At 72.3% G+C, this 15,357-nt stretch carries 11 protein-coding genes; 4 read left to right on the forward strand and 7 right to left on the reverse strand.

Annotated features, from left to right (window positions below; all coding sequences use genetic code 11):
• Positions 1-19: 19 nt before the first annotated feature.
• The 4 genes from RWH44_RS01695 to manA all read right to left on the reverse strand — a co-directional run bounded on the left by RWH44_RS01695 (position 20) and on the right by manA (position 5,985).
• Positions 20-1,411 (reverse strand): DUF5719 family protein, encoded by a 1,392-nt coding sequence (locus RWH44_RS01695; protein WP_316003228.1) that lies wholly within the window; start codon positions 1,409-1,411, stop codon positions 20-22.
• Positions 1,408-4,251, reverse strand: coding sequence for a glycosyltransferase (locus RWH44_RS01700; RefSeq protein WP_316003229.1), 2,844 nt, complete (start codon positions 4,249-4,251; stop codon positions 1,408-1,410). The genes RWH44_RS01695 and RWH44_RS01700 overlap by 4 nt, the downstream gene beginning before the upstream one ends.
• A gap of 103 nt (positions 4,252-4,354) precedes the next feature.
• The gene (locus RWH44_RS01705) at positions 4,355-4,678 is read right to left on the reverse strand and encodes a WhiB family transcriptional regulator (protein WP_055958404.1); all 324 of its coding nucleotides are present in this window, start codon (positions 4,676-4,678) and stop codon (positions 4,355-4,357) included.
• Positions 4,679-4,821: 143 nt separating this feature from the next.
• Complete coding sequence (manA, locus tag RWH44_RS01710; RefSeq protein WP_316003230.1) at positions 4,822-5,985, reverse strand: mannose-6-phosphate isomerase, class I; 1,164 nt, start codon at positions 5,983-5,985, stop codon at positions 4,822-4,824.
• 61 nt (positions 5,986-6,046) lie between these two features.
• Between manA and RWH44_RS01715 the strand changes: the two genes are divergently transcribed.
• Genes RWH44_RS01715 through RWH44_RS01730 form a run of 4 tightly spaced genes read left to right on the forward strand, consistent with a single transcriptional unit; the run spans position 6,047 to position 11,750 of the window.
• Positions 6,047-7,447, forward strand: coding sequence for an O-antigen ligase family protein (locus RWH44_RS01715; protein ID WP_316003231.1), 1,401 nt, complete (start codon positions 6,047-6,049; stop codon positions 7,445-7,447).
• Positions 7,444-8,817 carry an O-antigen ligase family protein gene (locus RWH44_RS01720; protein WP_316003232.1) on the forward strand — a complete coding sequence of 458 codons (1,374 nt, stop codon included), beginning with the start codon at positions 7,444-7,446 and terminating at the stop codon, positions 8,815-8,817. The genes RWH44_RS01715 and RWH44_RS01720 overlap by 4 nt, the downstream gene beginning before the upstream one ends.
• A gap of 51 nt (positions 8,818-8,868) precedes the next feature.
• On the forward strand, positions 8,869-10,782 hold the full coding sequence (locus tag RWH44_RS01725; RefSeq protein ID WP_316003233.1) for a glycosyltransferase: 1,914 nt from the start codon (positions 8,869-8,871) through the stop codon (positions 10,780-10,782).
• Positions 10,779-11,750, forward strand: coding sequence for a glycosyltransferase family 2 protein (locus RWH44_RS01730; protein WP_316003618.1), 972 nt, complete (start codon positions 10,779-10,781; stop codon positions 11,748-11,750). The genes RWH44_RS01725 and RWH44_RS01730 overlap by 4 nt, the downstream gene beginning before the upstream one ends.
• Positions 11,751-11,759: 9 nt before the next feature.
• Here RWH44_RS01730 and RWH44_RS01735 read toward each other — a convergent pair whose 3' ends face one another.
• Genes RWH44_RS01735 through RWH44_RS01745 form a run of 3 tightly spaced genes read right to left on the reverse strand, consistent with a single transcriptional unit; the run spans position 11,760 to position 15,356 of the window.
• Positions 11,760-12,500 carry an ABC transporter ATP-binding protein gene (locus RWH44_RS01735; protein WP_316003234.1) on the reverse strand — a complete coding sequence of 247 codons (741 nt, stop codon included), beginning with the start codon at positions 12,498-12,500 and terminating at the stop codon, positions 11,760-11,762.
• A complete protein-coding gene (locus tag RWH44_RS01740) occupies positions 12,500-13,291 on the reverse strand; it encodes an ABC transporter permease (RefSeq protein WP_298874514.1) in 792 nt (263 codons plus the stop codon). The genes RWH44_RS01735 and RWH44_RS01740 overlap by 1 nt, the downstream gene beginning before the upstream one ends.
• 22 nt (positions 13,292-13,313) lie before the next feature.
• The gene (locus RWH44_RS01745) at positions 13,314-15,356 is read right to left on the reverse strand and encodes an acyltransferase family protein (RefSeq protein WP_316003235.1); all 2,043 of its coding nucleotides are present in this window, start codon (positions 15,354-15,356) and stop codon (positions 13,314-13,316) included.
• Position 15,357 lies beyond the last annotated feature (1 nt).

Here is a 15,357-nt window from a genome sequence, read left to right on the forward strand (position 1 = left end):
CCGCCGACCCGGCGCGGGTCTACGGCAGCACGGTCACCGCGGAGGCCGCGGCATCCGCGGGCCACAGCGGGTATGACGCGAGCGCGCCGTCGCCCGAGTACGACACCGCGGCCCGCACCGGCGCGTCGGTGTCGAGTCGGTAGACCCCGGCGCCGACGGGCAGCGCGACGCTCGCGCCGGCCCCGACCGCGGTCGTCAGCGGGTCGCCGCCGTCGACAGGCGTGAGGCTGACGGTCGCATCGCTCGTGTCGCCCGCGATCACCACAGCGGCCCCGACGCCCGAGGCCACGGCGATCGTGCCGGACGACGAGAACACGGGGGCGGCGGCGTACCAGGCGAAGTCCGCGCCCTCGCCGAAGCCCGTGGTCGACCAGGCGCCGCCGACGACGGGGGCGGCGGCCGTCACCTCGACCGTGTAGGCCCCGGCCGCCACGCCCGAGAGATCGAGCGAGGTCGGAAGCCCCGCCGTCAGCGGGACCGATCGGGCTCCCGGGGCCGCGGTCGCGGCATCCAGGGGGGTCATGGTCACGGTCGCGGTGGTGTCGGCTCCGGGCGCGAGCAGGCGCAGCACGGTTCCCGCCTGGCCCTCCCCCGTGGTCAGCACCTGAACGCCGGGGATGACGAGGCGCGTGTCGGCCTGGGCGAGAGGCGCGACCTGGTCGCTGCCGCCGGGGAGCAGCACGCGCGTCAGGCTCGCCTGCATCGACGCGTGCACGGGGGCTCCGGATGCCACGACCCGCACGACCGGGCTCTCCTCGCCCAGCAGCAGGCCGGCGAGGGGCACGACGCGGCGTTCACCCGGCGGCACGACGAGATTGCTGCCCCCGGGAGGTGTCGAGACGCCCTGCGCGCCGTACACCGACAGTTGCACCGTCGCCGGCACGGTTCCCGGGTTGGCGAGGACGACGAGGTCGTTGGACCCGGTGGTGGAGGCGCCGCCCACCAGCCACGATTCCGCGAGCGGGGCGCGGCAGGCCGAGGCGGCGAAGCCGGCGAGGTCGTCCGACACCGCGGTGGCGGAACCGGCCGCGGCGAGCGGGGTCTGCACGCCGTCCTGGGGGGCCGCACGCAGCGCGTCAGCGGAGCCGTCGTCGGCGCCCGTCGCCCCGGTCAGCGACGAGGTCTCTGCGGAGGCCGAGGCGGGACCGCTCACCACCTGCTGCGCGGCGGCGGCGCTCAGGCTGTTCGCCGCGTCGGCGCTGCGGCCGAGGGCGAGCAGCGGGCCGTCGCACGCGAGGACGGTGTCGGAGGGCGCGGGGGTGGCCTGCACTTTGACGGGCTCGGCGGCGTATTCGGGCCAGGGCGCGGCGATTCCCGCGACCGTCCCGACGACGGCCGCTGTGGCCACGGCCGCCCCCGCCACGACGCGGGCGCTCGTGGCGGCGAAGCGGACGAGACGTCGATCGCTCATCGTGATCCTCCCGAGATCGGGCCGACGGTCCGCGGCGTCCGCCGAGCCACCCGGCGGGACGCGGCGGTGGGCACGGCGAGCAGGAGGGCGATGAGCACCACGCCCAGAGACGCGAAGGTCACCAGCCGCTGCAGGCCCCTCTGATGGTCGTCGATCGGCGCGCGGGGGACGATGGTGGTGTTCACGCGCCAGAGGTCGCCGCGCGAGGTGGCCCCCACCGGGTCGAGCAGATCGCGCTGGTCGAGCGAGGTTGCCGCGCCCAGGCGCGCGCCGCGGATCACGTCGTCCTCGCCCGCGGGCGCCGACGCCAGGAGCACGAAGCCGATCCCGCGATCGGCGAGACGCGAGACGACGTCATCGGCGGAGGGGGTCACGAGGTCGGCGGCCAATGTCGCGAGCTCCTCGTCGGCGGGCGATGCCGCGGTCCGCGTGGCCTGCACGGTGCTCTGACCCGAGAGCGTGGAACTGTCGCCCCAGACGACGTCGACGCGCATGCCGTCGGCGCGGGGGTCGAGCACGATGGTGCCGATGTCGGTGGAACCGCGCCCCTCGGCGGCGACGAAGGCGGGCAGCGTCGACACGGGACCGTTGGTCAGCACCGAGCGACCGCTCTCGACGGAGGCCGTCTGCGCGGTCAGCGCCGGGGCCACGGCGACGAGCAGAGCCGCCAGCGCGGCCAGGGCGCCGAGGGGGCGCAGGATGCGCACCCGCTCGACGACGCCGGCGTCGAGCGCGACGACGGAGGCGCCGACCAGGCCGATCCACGCCAGGCTCAGGCCCGATCCGGCCCACAGGGGCACCGCGATCGCGTCGCGGAACGACACGGCGACGCCCACGGCGGCGAACGCCGTGGCGAGCCCCGCGACCGCGATGACGATGAGAGCGGATGCCGTCACCCACCGGGGCGTGAGCACGGCCAGCAGCGCGAGCACGGCGAGCGGCGCGACCAGCAGACCGACCCACCACACGGGCCCGTCGAACACGCTCGCCCATCCGCCGGGGTCCGAGGTGGGGAAGCCCGCCGCCAGGAGCGCCCGACCCAGCGGATCGGCCGTCGCCTCCGCCCCGGCGTACGGCACACCCGGATCGGCGAGCAGCGCCCACGGCGTTCCGCGACGCACCTGCGTCCACACCAGGGGCGCGAAGATCACCGCCGACGGCACGAGCAGCCACACCACGCGGGCCACCCCTCGGCCCGCGACCAGCGCCACCACGATGAGCGCCGCCGACCACAGCACGACCACGGCGGGCGCGAGGGACGGGGCGCACGCGAGCACGGCCACCAGCAGAAGGGATGCCGCCCCGGCCGGCGCCCATGACCGATGGGCCACGCTCGCGGCGAAGAAGAGCCACGGCAGCAGGAGGTGCAGCAGCACGGCCGCGGGGCGGCCCTCCACGAGGGCGGCGAGGAAGGTCGGGGCGAGCGCCCACGCGAGAGCGGCGAAGATGCGCAGCAGCGACGATTCCGTCACCCGCGCCGCGGCGAACCAGCCCCCGAGCACGGCCAGCGGGAGCGCGAGCACCCACAGCACGACGAACGCCCGCGAGGGGTCGCCGGGCGAGAGGGTGCCCAGGAGAACGACCAGCGCGGAGAACGGGTCGGCCGGCCCCACGGCATCCAGTCCGAGGGGTCGGGCGCCCCAGGCCGCGTCCTGCCAGAGCTGGGCGATGTCGGCCCGGAGCGGCAGGAGCGCTCCCCCGCCCAGGACGGGCCACGCGAGCAACGGAGCGAAAAGCGCCGCCGACACGGCGAGCGCGCCGAGGACGGCCCACGCGCCGCCACCGACGAAGAACCGCAGCTCCGATCGCACGGGAGCATCGGGGTCGGTCCCGTCGGCGTCGAGACGCAATCGCATCTGCGACCGCGAGATGCGCAGCGGCGCGATACGCGACCATCCCACCCGGCGCACCGTGCGGATGCGGCGACGGGCGCGTGCGACGGCGGCGGGCCGGAAGAGCACGAGGAGCGTCGCCCCCCATTCCGGCAGCACCCGGTAGGGCATCTTCGTCACGAGGTGCATGACGGTGCGCCAGAGGGCGAGCGGCAGGAACGACAGCCAGTGCAGCAGCACGGTCGCCGACGGCGCGTACGCCAGCCGCCGGTGCAGTTGCGCGGTGCGGGTGGCGAAGGCGCGCCGGCGGGCCCGCCGACGACCTCGCGCCATCGCGGCCACGCCGTCGCCCGCGACGGCGACGCGCGCGGCCGGGACCAGGGAGACGAGATCGCCCGCGAGACGCGCGCGCACGCCGAGGTCGAGCCCCTCGTCGGCGCCGCCCAGGGCGGGGTCGAGGCCACCGAGCGCGGTCCACGCCTCGCGACGCACGAGCATGCCACGCACGTCCGCGCCGAGCACGTCGGCGTCGCCGTCGTGCTGGCCCTGGTCGAGTTCCCCCTTGGCGAGCTCGACCGTGCCGCCGTAGCGGTTCATGCTCACGCCCAGAGAGACGATCTCGTCGCGGTCGTCCCACGACACGAGCTTCGGCGCCGCGATCACGAGCGACGACGACAGCTCCAGGGCACCCGCGAGGCGGACCAGCGCGTCGGGGTCGGGCGCGGTGTCCTGCGCGAGCAGCCACACGGCGTCACCGGTCAGACGCGGGGTGGCCAGGGCCGTGGCGACGGCGAACGGCGTCCCGGCGGGGGCCGTGATGACTCCCTCGGCTCCCGAGGAGGCGGCGAGCTGCGTCAGGGCGGGGTCGGCGCCGCACAGCACGATGGTCAGCGCATCGACCGGACGGGTCTGGGCCGCGAGGGCTGCGAGCGTGCGCTGCAGATGGTTCGCGGCGGGGGTGCGTCCTTCGGGACGCACGACGAGGATGGCGTGTACACGGGCGGGCATGACCGGATCAGCCTAAGTCGGCTCTTGCGCGATCACGGACGCCGCGCCGTCGGGACGCCGATCGCTCACCCTCGGGTCACCCGAGGAGAGACGGACGCGCGGATCAGGCGCGACGCTTGAGCTTGCGGCGTTCGCGCTCGCTGAGACCGCCCCAGATTCCGAAGCGCTCGTCGTTCTGGAGGGCGTACTCGAGGCACTCGCTCTTGACATCGCACGAGGTGCAGATGCGCTTCGCGTCGCGAGTCGATCCGCCCTTCTCCGGGAAGAAGGCCTCGGGATCGGTCTGCGAGCAGAGGGCATCGGTCTGCCAGGCGAGGGTGTTCTCCTCGGTGGTGTCGATGTCTCGGCGGACGCCGGGTACTCCCAGGTCGACCGGGTCCACGAACCAGTTGTCCGGGACACCGGACCGGTACTGCGACGTCGCCATATCGTCCTCCGCCTCGTTCACGCCCCCATGACGCGGTTCCGCGCAGACATAATTACACCCGTGTGATTCGGATTGGTCAAGTCGCGGATCGTAAACCCTCAAGGCCGAGGTGAACCTTCACGCCCGCACACGGCGTGTCGCGATCAGTCCCCCGGCATCGCGACGAAGACCTCGCCGCGACCGTCGCTCGACAGCGGCGACTCCTCGGGCGTCACGAGAGCGGCCTCTCCGGGCCTCAGGGTCACGCACGCGCCGGAGGCCCCGGTGATCGTCGCCTCTCCAGCGACGCCGAGTGCGATCGCGACCCCGCGCAGATCGAGCGACCCCGAGGCCTGCGCGGCCAGGTGCCCGAGGCTGAAGTCGGCGATCCCGGGCGCGAACACCTCGGCGCCCTCGCCCGCCGCGGTCGGCCGCAGGAACGGCGGCTCGGCGGGCCGGAAGTCCACGAGCGCCAGCAGCTCGTCCACGTCGATGTGCTTGGGGGTGAGGCCCCCGCGCAGGACGTTGTCGCTCGCCGCCATGATCTCGACGCCGAGGCCGGCGACGTAGGCGTGCAGCACGCCGGCCGGCACGAAGATCGCCTCCCCGCGGCGCAGCTCCACGAGGTTCATCAACAGCGCCACCACGATGCCGGGGTCGGCCGGATACGCCGTGTGCAGCGAGCGCGTCAGCGCCAGCTCGGCGGCGAACTCCCCCGGATCGGCGGATGCCGCGGCATCCACGATCTCCCCGATCGCGGCCGCGTCGGCCTCGCCGAGGAGCCAGCCGATGCTCGCGCGGAGGGCGTCGGCGGGGTCGTCCGCCGACAGGTGGGTGCGCAGCGTCCGCACGGCCGGCGCGTCGCCGAGTCCGGCGACGAGGGCGCGCGTGCGCTCGATGTCGCGGAGACCCGCGAGCGCGGTGAAGGTCTCGCTGAGCGCCACGATGACCTCGGGCTTGTGGTTGTCGTCCTTGTAGTTGCGCTCGCCCGCGTCGCGCGGGACCCCGGCGGACTCCTCGCGGGCGTAGCCGTCGACGGCCTGCTCCTTCGAGGGGTGCACCTGGATCGACAGCGGGGCACCGGCCGCCAGGAGCTTCAACAGGTAGGGCAGCTTCGCGGGAACGCCCTGCTCGGCGGAGACCGCCGGGAGCCACGCGTCGAGCGTGCGCTCGGAGCCGTCGTGCACCCGGGCCGGCGAGCCCGGGTGGTCGCCGAACCACACCTCGGCCTCGGGAGCGCCGGTGGGCTCACGCCCCTCGAGGTCGGCGATGAGGGTGGGGCTCCCCCAGGCGTAGTCGCGGGGCGTGTTCGAGATCGGGATCAGCACGGCGTCAGCCTAGTGGCCCGACCCGGCGGTCCCGGGTGCCGCCCGGTACCCTGAGAGCACCATGGCGATGCACACGAACCACCCGGTGTCGGCGCTGCCGACCGCGCCCCCGCGCGAGACGACCGGGCATCTTCTGCTGCGGGCCTGGTGCGTGGCCGTCCTCGTGCTCGCACTGGGCGGTGTGGGGCTGGTCAACGCGGTCGGGCCCGTCGTGACCGCCGCCGTGGTGATCGCCTCCGCCGTCGTCTCCGCCGTCGTCTGGCTCGTGACCCGCCCGCCACTGGCCGTGCGCCGCCTGCCCTGGCTGGCGTTCGGGTATCTCGCTTGGGCGACGGCGTCGCTGACGTGGAGCGCGTGGCCCGCGGCATCCGTGCTCACCTGGCTCCTGCTCGTCATCACGACCTTCCAGGGACTGTTCGTGGGAGCCGTGCTCACCTGGCGCGATGTCGTGCGGGCCGTGGCGTCGGCGGCCAAGTGGATCGTCGGGCTCTCGCTCGTCTTCGAGCTCGTCGTCTCGGTGTTCGTGCGGGGCCCGGTGCTCCCCGGCTTCGTGATCCCCGACGAGCGGATGGATCCCATCGTCTACTGGTCGCGCGACAACCTCTTCGACGGCGGTCGCATCCAGGGGGTGTTCGGCAACGCCAACCTGCTCGCCGCGGTCATGCTCGTGGCGATCATCGTGTTCTCCATCCGCCTCGCCGCGGGCGCTCCACGACGGGTGCTGCTGGTCGTGTGGATCGCCCTCGCCGCCTTCCTGTTCGTGCGAGCCGGATCGGCGACCGCGTTCATCTCCGCCGCGTTCGTCGCTCTCGTGCTCGGCACCGTGCTCGTGATGCGCACGGCGCGGCGTCCCGGCGAGCGCACCCGCTGGTACCTCCTGTACGCGGTGATCGGTCTCGGCGGGGCGGCGACGCTGTGGTTCGGCCGCAGCGCCCTGTTCGGCCTGTTGGGGCGCGACGCCGATCTGACCGGCCGCGAGGGGATCTGGGCCGACGTGATCGCCCGCGCCGACCAGCACCCCGTCATCGGGTGGGGGTTCTCGACGCCCTGGATCGCGACGGAGCCGCTGATCGACGGCTGGATCGTCGACCACGGTCAGACGGTGGTGCAGGCGCACAGCATGTGGCTCGACGCCTACCTGCAGCTCGGTGCGATCGGCGTGGCCCTGCTCGCCCTCGTGTACCTGGCCTACCTGTGGCGCTCGTGGTTCTTCGCCGTCGACCGCCCGCGGTGGGACCTCCGCGACGACCGTCCGCACTCCCCTCTCACACTCCTGCCCACGCTGATCGGCGCCCTCCTCGTCGTGCAGGGGCTGACCGAGTCGGGCCCGCTGCTGCTGTGGGGCTGGATGTTCGTCGTCCTGTTCGGCTCGAAGATCAAGCAGACGCCGCTCGTCGGTGTCGGCCCCAGCGAGCAGAGCATGTCGATCGAGCGCGGCGAGCTGCAGAGACCGACCCCGTGACCGCGGGGCCCGACGCGCTCCGCCCCCGCCTGCTCTCGCTGCTCTCCTCGGCGGCGCTCGCCCGCGCGTTCACCCTGACCGTCTTCGCCACGGTCTTCGGCGGGTTCGCCGTCACCGCCGTCGCGGGCGCGGTCACCCTGGCGACCATCCTCGCCGGACTCTGCGTCCTCGGCGCGGCGATCCTGTTCGCGCGACGCGACGAGATCGAGCTGGTGCGCCTGGCCCCCACGACCCTCGTGCTGCTGGTGGCGTGGGCCGCTGCCAGCGTCTTCTGGAGCTCGGCGCCCGCCGCCGCCCTCACCGGGTGGGGGCAGCTGGCGGGAATCGCCCTGCTGGCCGTCGTGATCGGCCACGTGCGCGACGCGCTGCAGACGGTGCGCGCCCTCGGCGACGTCCTGCGCTGGCTGCTCGGCATCTCGCTCGGCCTCGAGGTGCTCAGCGGCATCCTCCTCGATCTGCCCATCCCCTTCCTCGGCATCCAGGGGGCGATCGCCGATCTGGGTCCCATCCAGGGCCTGTTCGGCACGCGCAACGCCCTGGGCTTCGTCACCGTCATCGCGCTGATCACCTTCCTCGTGGAGTTCCGCACCCAGTCGGTCGGGGTCGGCGTCGCGATCGGATCCGTCGTGCTCGGCGGCGTGCTGGCCGCACTCAGCGGGTCGCCGACGGTCGTCCTGGTCGCCCTGGCCACCGCCGTCGCCGCCCTCGCCCTCTGGGGCGTGCGGCGGGTGCCGGCCGAGCGACGACGCGGGGTGCAGGTCGGCCTCGGCGTCGCGGTGGCGGTCGCGGTGGCCGGTGCCTACGCCGCTCGGACTGCGTTGGTCGCCGTCCTCGGCGCGGAGGACGACCTCGAGACGCGCACCCGGGTGTGGACGCACGTGATCGACATCGCCGACATCCGCCCCGTGCAGGGATTCGGGTGGTTCGGGGCGTGGGACCCCGACGCCGTCCCCTTCGCCCTCGTCAACCTCGCGGACGGCACGCGGCACGCCTCGGCCCTGAACGCCTATCTCGACGTGCTGCTTCAGCTCGGCTGGGTGGGCCTGCTGCTTTTCTTGGCCCTGGGCGGTCTCGGGCTCGCGCGCGGGTGGCTCGTGGCGGGCGAGCGGCGATCCGTGGTGCACGCCTGGGCCCCGCTCACCCTGATCGCCCTGCTCGCGGTGTCGCTGTTCGAAAGCTTCACCCTCACCGGACCGGGGTGGCTGCTGCTGGCCCTGTGCGCCGTGCGGGCGGGTCAGTCGCGGTCGTGGCGCGAGCGCCTCGAACAGCGGATGACGCAGATCGGCCGCCCCGCGACCGACCGTTCCGACCTCGACGGCAGGGGCGGGCACGCTCCTGATGCTCAGGGCGACGCCGGGCACGGCGGGTAGACTGCGGGCGGCCCCGCCGAGGCCCCCTCGCCTGAGACGAAAGACCTCTTCGTGACGTACACCCTGCAGAACGCCGTGCTCCCGCTCGACCGCGATCCCGACCTTCTCCCCCTGTACGTCGACCCCGAGACGTGGTCGACGATCGACGAGGAGCCGGTGCGGGTCACCAACGTCGCACAGCTGAGCAACATCCTCGACCGCACGCGCGCGCGCATCGTCGCGGGTCGTCGCGTGTCGTTCGGCACCTACTTCAACGCCTTCCCGGCGTCGTACTGGCAGCACTGGACCGCCGTCCGCCAGGTGCGCCTCACGGTGCGCACCGAGGGAGACGCCACGATCCTCGTCTACCGTTCGAACGGCGGCGGCACGAGGCAGCGTCTCGACACCCGCGAGGTGCGCGGCGAGACGAACGAGTCCTCGTTCGACCTCGTGCTCGACCAGTACAGCGACGGCGGGTGGATCTGGTTCGACGTGGCCGCCGACCGCGCCGACGCCGTGTTCCTGGGCGCCGAGTGGACCACCGAGCAGGAACCGGTCCGCGCGGGCAAGGCGAGCATCGGCATCACCACGTACAACAAGCCCGATTACTGCGTCGAGACGCTCACCGCCCTCGCCGACGCCCCCGACGCTCTCGACGTCATCGACCGGGTCTTCCTCATCGACCAGGGCACCGACCTCGTCGCCGACCAGGACGGCTTCCCCGCGGTCGCCGGTCGCCTGGGCGAGACCCTGCAGGTGGTGCGTCAGCCCAACCTCGGCGGCTCGGGCGGCTTCGCGCGCGCGATGGTCGAGACCCTCGCTCGAGAGGGCAGCGACTTCGTGCAGCTCCTCGACGACGACGTCCGCATCGAGCCCGAATCCATCCGCCGCTCCGTCGTGTTCGGCCGCTACGCCTCCGTGCCCACCATCGTCGGCGCTCACATGTTCGACCTGCTCGACCGTCCCAAGCTGCACGCGTGGGCCGAGGTCGTCGACGACGCCCCCTTCATGTGGCGCGCCCTGTTCCAGGAGCGCCTCCCCCACGACTTCAGCGTCGCCAACCTGCGTCAGTCCCCCCTGCTGCACATGCGCCTCGACGCCGACTACAACGGCTGGTGGATGTGCCTCATCCCCACCAGCATCCTGCGGGAGATCGGCCTGTCGCTGCCCGCGTTCATCAAATGGGACGACGCCGAGTTCTGCGTCCGGGCACGGGATGCCGGCTACCCCACCGTCTCGGTCCCGGGCGTGGCGCTCTGGCACGTGTCATGGCTCGGCAAAGACGACTCGATCGACTGGCAGGCCTACTTCCACGCCCGCAACCGCATCGTCTCGGCGCTGCTGCACTCGCGCTCCCCGCAGGGCGGCACGCTCATCCGCCACAGTCGACGCGTCGACCTCAAGCACCTCATGATGATGCAGTACTACCCCGTCGAGCTGCGCCACCGCGCGCTGCGCGACATCCTCTCCGGCCCCGAGCACATGCGGGCCAACCTCGCCACGGCGATGCCCGCGGCTCGCGCCGTCGCGAAGAAGCACCCCGAGACGGTCGTCCACAAGGACTCCGGCGTCCCGCTGCGCTCGCGGCGCGGTCGCCAGGTGTTCAAGCGCTTGAAGAACCACCAGTTCGACAGCCCGACCGGCATCGCCCTGCGCACCTTCACCGTGCGCACGCTCCTCTCGCACTGGTTCCACACCCCGCGCCCCGAGAACGTCGAGCAGCCCGAAGTCGAGTTCGGTAAGGGGGATGCCAACTGGTGGCGCGTCCCGCTGTACGACAGCGCCCTCGTGAGCGCTGCCGACGGATCGGGCAAGAACATCTACACCCGCGACCGCGCGATGTTCCGCCGCATGCTCGTCGACAGCTGGCGGCTGCACCGTCGCCTGCAGCGCGAGTGGCCCTCCCTCTCGCGCCGCTACCGTCGCGCCCTGCCCGATCTCGTCTCCGAGTCCCAGTGGCGCGCGACCTTCGAGGAGCGTTCCTGACCGTGGCACCCTTCGACCCGAAGACGGCGACCATCGTCGTCGTCACCTACAACCGCACGCACCTGCTCACCCGGCTGCTCGAGAGCATCGAGCAGATGGACCCGGCGCCCGGCCACCTCGTGGTGGTCGACAACGCCTCCACCGACGACACCACCGCCGTCGTCGAGTCCTTCCGCGACCGCCTGCCCACGACGCTGGTCTACCGCCGCCTCGACACGAACACCGGGGGCTCCGGCGGGTTCAGCGAGGGCATGCGCGTCGCGTACGAGCTCGGATCCGAGTGGATCTGGCTCATGGACGACGACGTCGAGGTCGTCTCCGACGGCCTGGCGCGCATGGGTCACTGGGCCCCGCGGTTCCGCAGCATCCAGGGTCGTCGCTACGACGCCGACGGCAGCGAGTTCTACTGGCAGTACCGCGTCGCCGAGTCCATGGCGATCCCCATCCCCTTCGCCCCGGCGGGCTTCGACTCCTCGGGCTACAAGCCGATGAACTCGGGATGCTTCGAGGGCATGTTCATCCACCGCGACATCGTCGCGAAGATCGGCCTGCCCGATCCCCGCTTCTTCATCTACTGGGACGACCAGCTCTACGGCTGGCTCGCGTCCCGGCAGACGCCGTCGGTGATCGTGAACGAGTTCGTGCTGCGCCGCACGCGCGAGATCAAGCAGTGGGACATGGGCATTCGGCACATGAACGCCTCCAGCGACGCCTATCGGTACTACATCATGCGCAACCGCGCGTACCTGGCGAAGTACTACCGTGCGCTCGGGGTCTACCGCCCGCTGCCCTTCACCGCCGGCACCGCGCTCACCTTCGTCAAGGAGCTCATCCGTCTCGTCGTCGTCGAGCGCAAGCTCCGCGGAACGAGCCACCTCTTCCGAGGGCTGCGCGACGGCCGCGCCATCGCACGCGACGCCTCGTGGAAGCCGATGCCCCCGCTGGAGCGGGTGCAGCCCACCGCCTGAGGCCACGGCTCAGCGGGTGGCGTAGTCCGCGTTGTAGCGCTCGAGGACGTCGGCGATCGGGGCGTCCAGCTTCAGGGCGCCCCCGTCGAGGTAGAGACCGCGCGTGCAGAAGCGACGCAGGTCCTTCTCGTTGTGACTGACGAAGAAGAGCGTGCGCCCCGCGGCGAGGAGTTCGTCGATGCGGCGGTAGCACTTCTCGCGGAACGCACGGTCGCCGACCGCGAGCACCTCGTCGACGAGGAGGATCGGCTCGTCCAGCTGCGACACGACCGAGAACGCCAGGCGCACCTTCATGCCGTTGGACAGGTGCTTGTAGGGCGTGTCGACGAAGTCGCCGATCTCGGCGAACGCGATCATGTCGTCGAACCGGCGCGCGACCTCGGCGCGCGGCATCCCGTGCAGGCCCGCCGTGAGGCGGACGTTCTCGCGCACCGTCAGGTCGCCGACGAAGCCGCCCGTGATCTCGATGAGCGGGGCCACGCCGCCGTCGACCTCGACCCCGCCCTCGTCCGGCAGAAGCACGCCCGCGACGAGCTTGAGCAGCGTCGATTTGCCCTGGCCGTTGCGACCGACCACCCCGATGGATTCGCCCGGCTGCACGCGGAACGACACGTCGCGCAGGGCCCAGAACTCGTCGGGACGCGAACGACGCGCGGAGCCTGCGAACAGATCCTTCAGGCTCCGGCTGCCACGACGGTTGCGGCGGAAGCGCACGCCGAGCCCCTCGACCTCGATGGCGGGTCGCGTCATCACAGCTCCTTCAGCACGGGACGCTCGAGCCGCGGGAACACGACCAGACCGATGGCCAGGATGCCGAGACTCACCGCCGCGCCCACGACGACGGTCAGGGTGTCCCACTGGTCGGGGAAGAACCCCACGCGATACAGGGTGAAGATGCCGGCCAGCGGATTGAACGCGGCGATGTCGGCGAACACCCCGGGGAGGTTGCCGACGCCGTAGATGATGGGCGAGGCGTAGAACAGCGCGCGCAGGACGAGGCGCGTGGTGCGCTCGAGGTCGCCGAACATCACGCACAGGGGGGCGACGATCAGACCGAGTCCGACCAGCAGGGTCGTCTGCAGCAGCACGGCGAGGGGGAAGGCGAGCAACGCCCACGACACCTGGGCTCCGCCGAAGACGGCGAACAGGGCCAGCACCGGCAGGGAGAACAAGAACTCGATGCCCTTGCTCAGCACGATCCGATTCACCCAGATCCACCGGGGGATCGAGGTCGAGCGCACCAGGCGGGCGTCCTTCTTGAACGCTTTCGTGAAATCGGTGACCGCGGAGTTGAACCACACCCACGGCAGCAGGGCCGTGATGAGGAAGACGATGTAGGGATCCTCCCCCACCGATCGGTGGAAGACCTGGGTGAAGACGAACCAGTAGATGCCGGTCATCACCAGCGGGTCCAGCACCGACCACAGGTAGCCCAGGGCACTGGTCGAGTAGCGCACGCGAAGGTCGCGCGCCGACAGCAGCCACAGGGAGTGGAGCGAGCGCCGCACCGATCCGGGGGCGCCGACGGCGGCGGAGGTCACCACGGAATCCTACGCGGGCCCGTCATCCGAGCCTGGATGGAAGCTGCTCGGCCAGGGAGGGGGCGAGGGTGCGGGCGTAGGTGCGGGTCAGGTGGTTGTCGTCGCGATACACGGCCACGTTGCCGATCACGCCGACGCACAGGTCGTCGGGGCAGATCCAGGGCGTGAGGTCGAGCAGGTCGACGCCGGGACGCTCGAGCACGAGGGCGGGGTTCTCGTCGGCCAGCGAGGCCGCACGCGGGGTGGCGCAGTCGAGCGCATCGTCGGCGGCGATGACGCAGCCGTACATGTCGAACGCGAACCGCGGGTTGTCGCGCACCGCCAGGACCGGGATGCCGGCATCGCCCATGCGATCCACGAACAGCTCGATGCCGGGGCGCAGGACTTCGTCGTCCTCCCCCGCGTCGGAGCGCGTGACCACCGTCATGACGGCGTCGGGCACGACCCGCTCGACGAGCTCGATCGCCTCCTCGCGCCACGCGTCGCAACGCTCGTCCATGCCGGGTTCGGTGAGTCCCATCGAGCAGCCGCCCTTGATGAGACTCACGACGCCCCACCCGTTCTCCTCCGCCACGGGGAGCAGCGCCCCGGTGATCTGCTGCGCGTGCGAGTCGCCGATGACCGCGATCGTGAAACCGGCCCGGGCGGTCCGCGCGGTCTCGAAGCACGTGCCGAAGAGGGTCTCGGTGTCGACGCTCCATCGCCCCGCGCACGGGTTCTCCAGCTGGGTCCACTCGTCGTCGAGGAGCGTCGGCACGGGCAGCAGTTCGGCATCGGCCGGGATCTCGGCGAGCGACGGATCGCGCAGCACCCCCGCACCGGGGTTGTTCCGCACGGCCTGCGCCTCGATCGCACGATCCTTCACCCACGTCGACACCTGCCAGGCGCCGAGGGGAAGGGCGACCACGCTCACGGCGACGGCGACCACCGCGAGCGGCACCAGGGGCGAGCTGTCCGTGCGCCGCCACGCTCGCACCGGTCGATCCACCGCCCACGTCACGGCGCGCGCGAGCAGGAGCGACAGAGCGATGATCGCGGCACCGCCGACGAGACCGACCTCGACCCGGTCGTTGACGACTTGGAACGTCACGAGGATCGGCCAATGCACGAGATACAGCGCGTAGGCGTCGCGCCCCACCGCCTGCAGCGGGCGGGAGGACAACACCCGCGCCGGTCCCCGTCCCCCGTCGTCGCCGGAACCCGACACGACGATCGCCGCGGCGCACAGGACCGGCCACAGCGCGAGGAACCCCGGGAAGCCGCCGCGTACGTCGAGGACGGCGCCCAGGACGAGCAGGCCGCCGAGGCCGACCCATCCGACAACCGCCCGGGCGACGGCGTTCACGCGCACGTGGGGAAGGGCGACGACCAGGAGCGACCCCGCCGCGAACTCCCACAGCCGGGCCCCCGTGTCGAAGTACGCCATCTCCTGCGCCGCCGCGGTGCGCACGACCGAGTGGAGGAACGACATCGCGAAGACGACGCCGAAAACCGCGGCCACGACCCGATCCGGCGAGAGCCCGCGCCGACGCACGATGAGCTGGCAGAGCGCCAGCAGCCCGACCCACAGCACGAATGCCTGTCCCTGGACCGACATCGACCAGAAATGCTGCAGAGGACTCGGGATCTCGGTGCGGGCGTAGTAGTCCACGGCATCCGCCGCGAGCGCCCAGTTCTGCAGGTACGCGAGCGACGCCCAGGTCTGATCCCAGATCGCGCGCCAGGCGGTGGGCGGGTACGCGAGCCAGGCGAGGGCCAGGACGCCTGTGAGCGTCACCGCCGCGGCCGGGAGCAGTCGGCGGAAGATGCCGACCAGATGGCGGACCGGTCGGACGGGGGTCGGCCCCGCCATCCGCCGCACGAAGCCGCGCGTGAGGAAGAACGCCGACAGCATCAGGAAGACGTCGACCCCGCCCGAGACGCGTCCGAACCACACGTGATACGTGACGACGAGGAGGATGGCGACGGCGCGGAGGCCGTCGAGGTCGGACCGATACGCCCATCGCCCCTCGTCCGCCCGCCCGTCGATCGACGGGCGGGTCTGCGGGCGCAGCGTCAGACGCACG

Origin of the sequence: Microbacterium phycohabitans, from assembly GCF_032464935.1 — a bacterium.
In the GTDB taxonomy this organism is placed as follows: domain Bacteria; phylum Actinomycetota; class Actinomycetes; order Actinomycetales; family Microbacteriaceae; genus Microbacterium; species Microbacterium phycohabitans.

Bases quoted from the DNA above. Each gene is read 5' to 3' on its own strand.
- RWH44_RS01715 (WP_316003231.1), top strand. From the start codon at position 6,047: ATGGCGATGCACACGAACCACCCGGTGTCGGCGCTGCCGACCGCGCCC.
- RWH44_RS01700 (WP_316003229.1), bottom strand. From the start codon at position 4,251: ATGCCCGCCCGTGTACACGCCATCCTCGTCGTGCGTCCCGAAGGACGC.
- RWH44_RS01735 (WP_316003234.1), bottom strand. From the start codon at position 12,500: ATGACGCGACCCGCCATCGAGGTCGAGGGGCTCGGCGTGCGCTTCCGC.
- RWH44_RS01695 (WP_316003228.1), bottom strand. From the start codon at position 1,411: ATGAGCGATCGACGTCTCGTCCGCTTCGCCGCCACGAGCGCCCGCGTC.
- RWH44_RS01705 (WP_055958404.1), bottom strand. From the start codon at position 4,678: ATGGCGACGTCGCAGTACCGGTCCGGTGTCCCGGACAACTGGTTCGTG.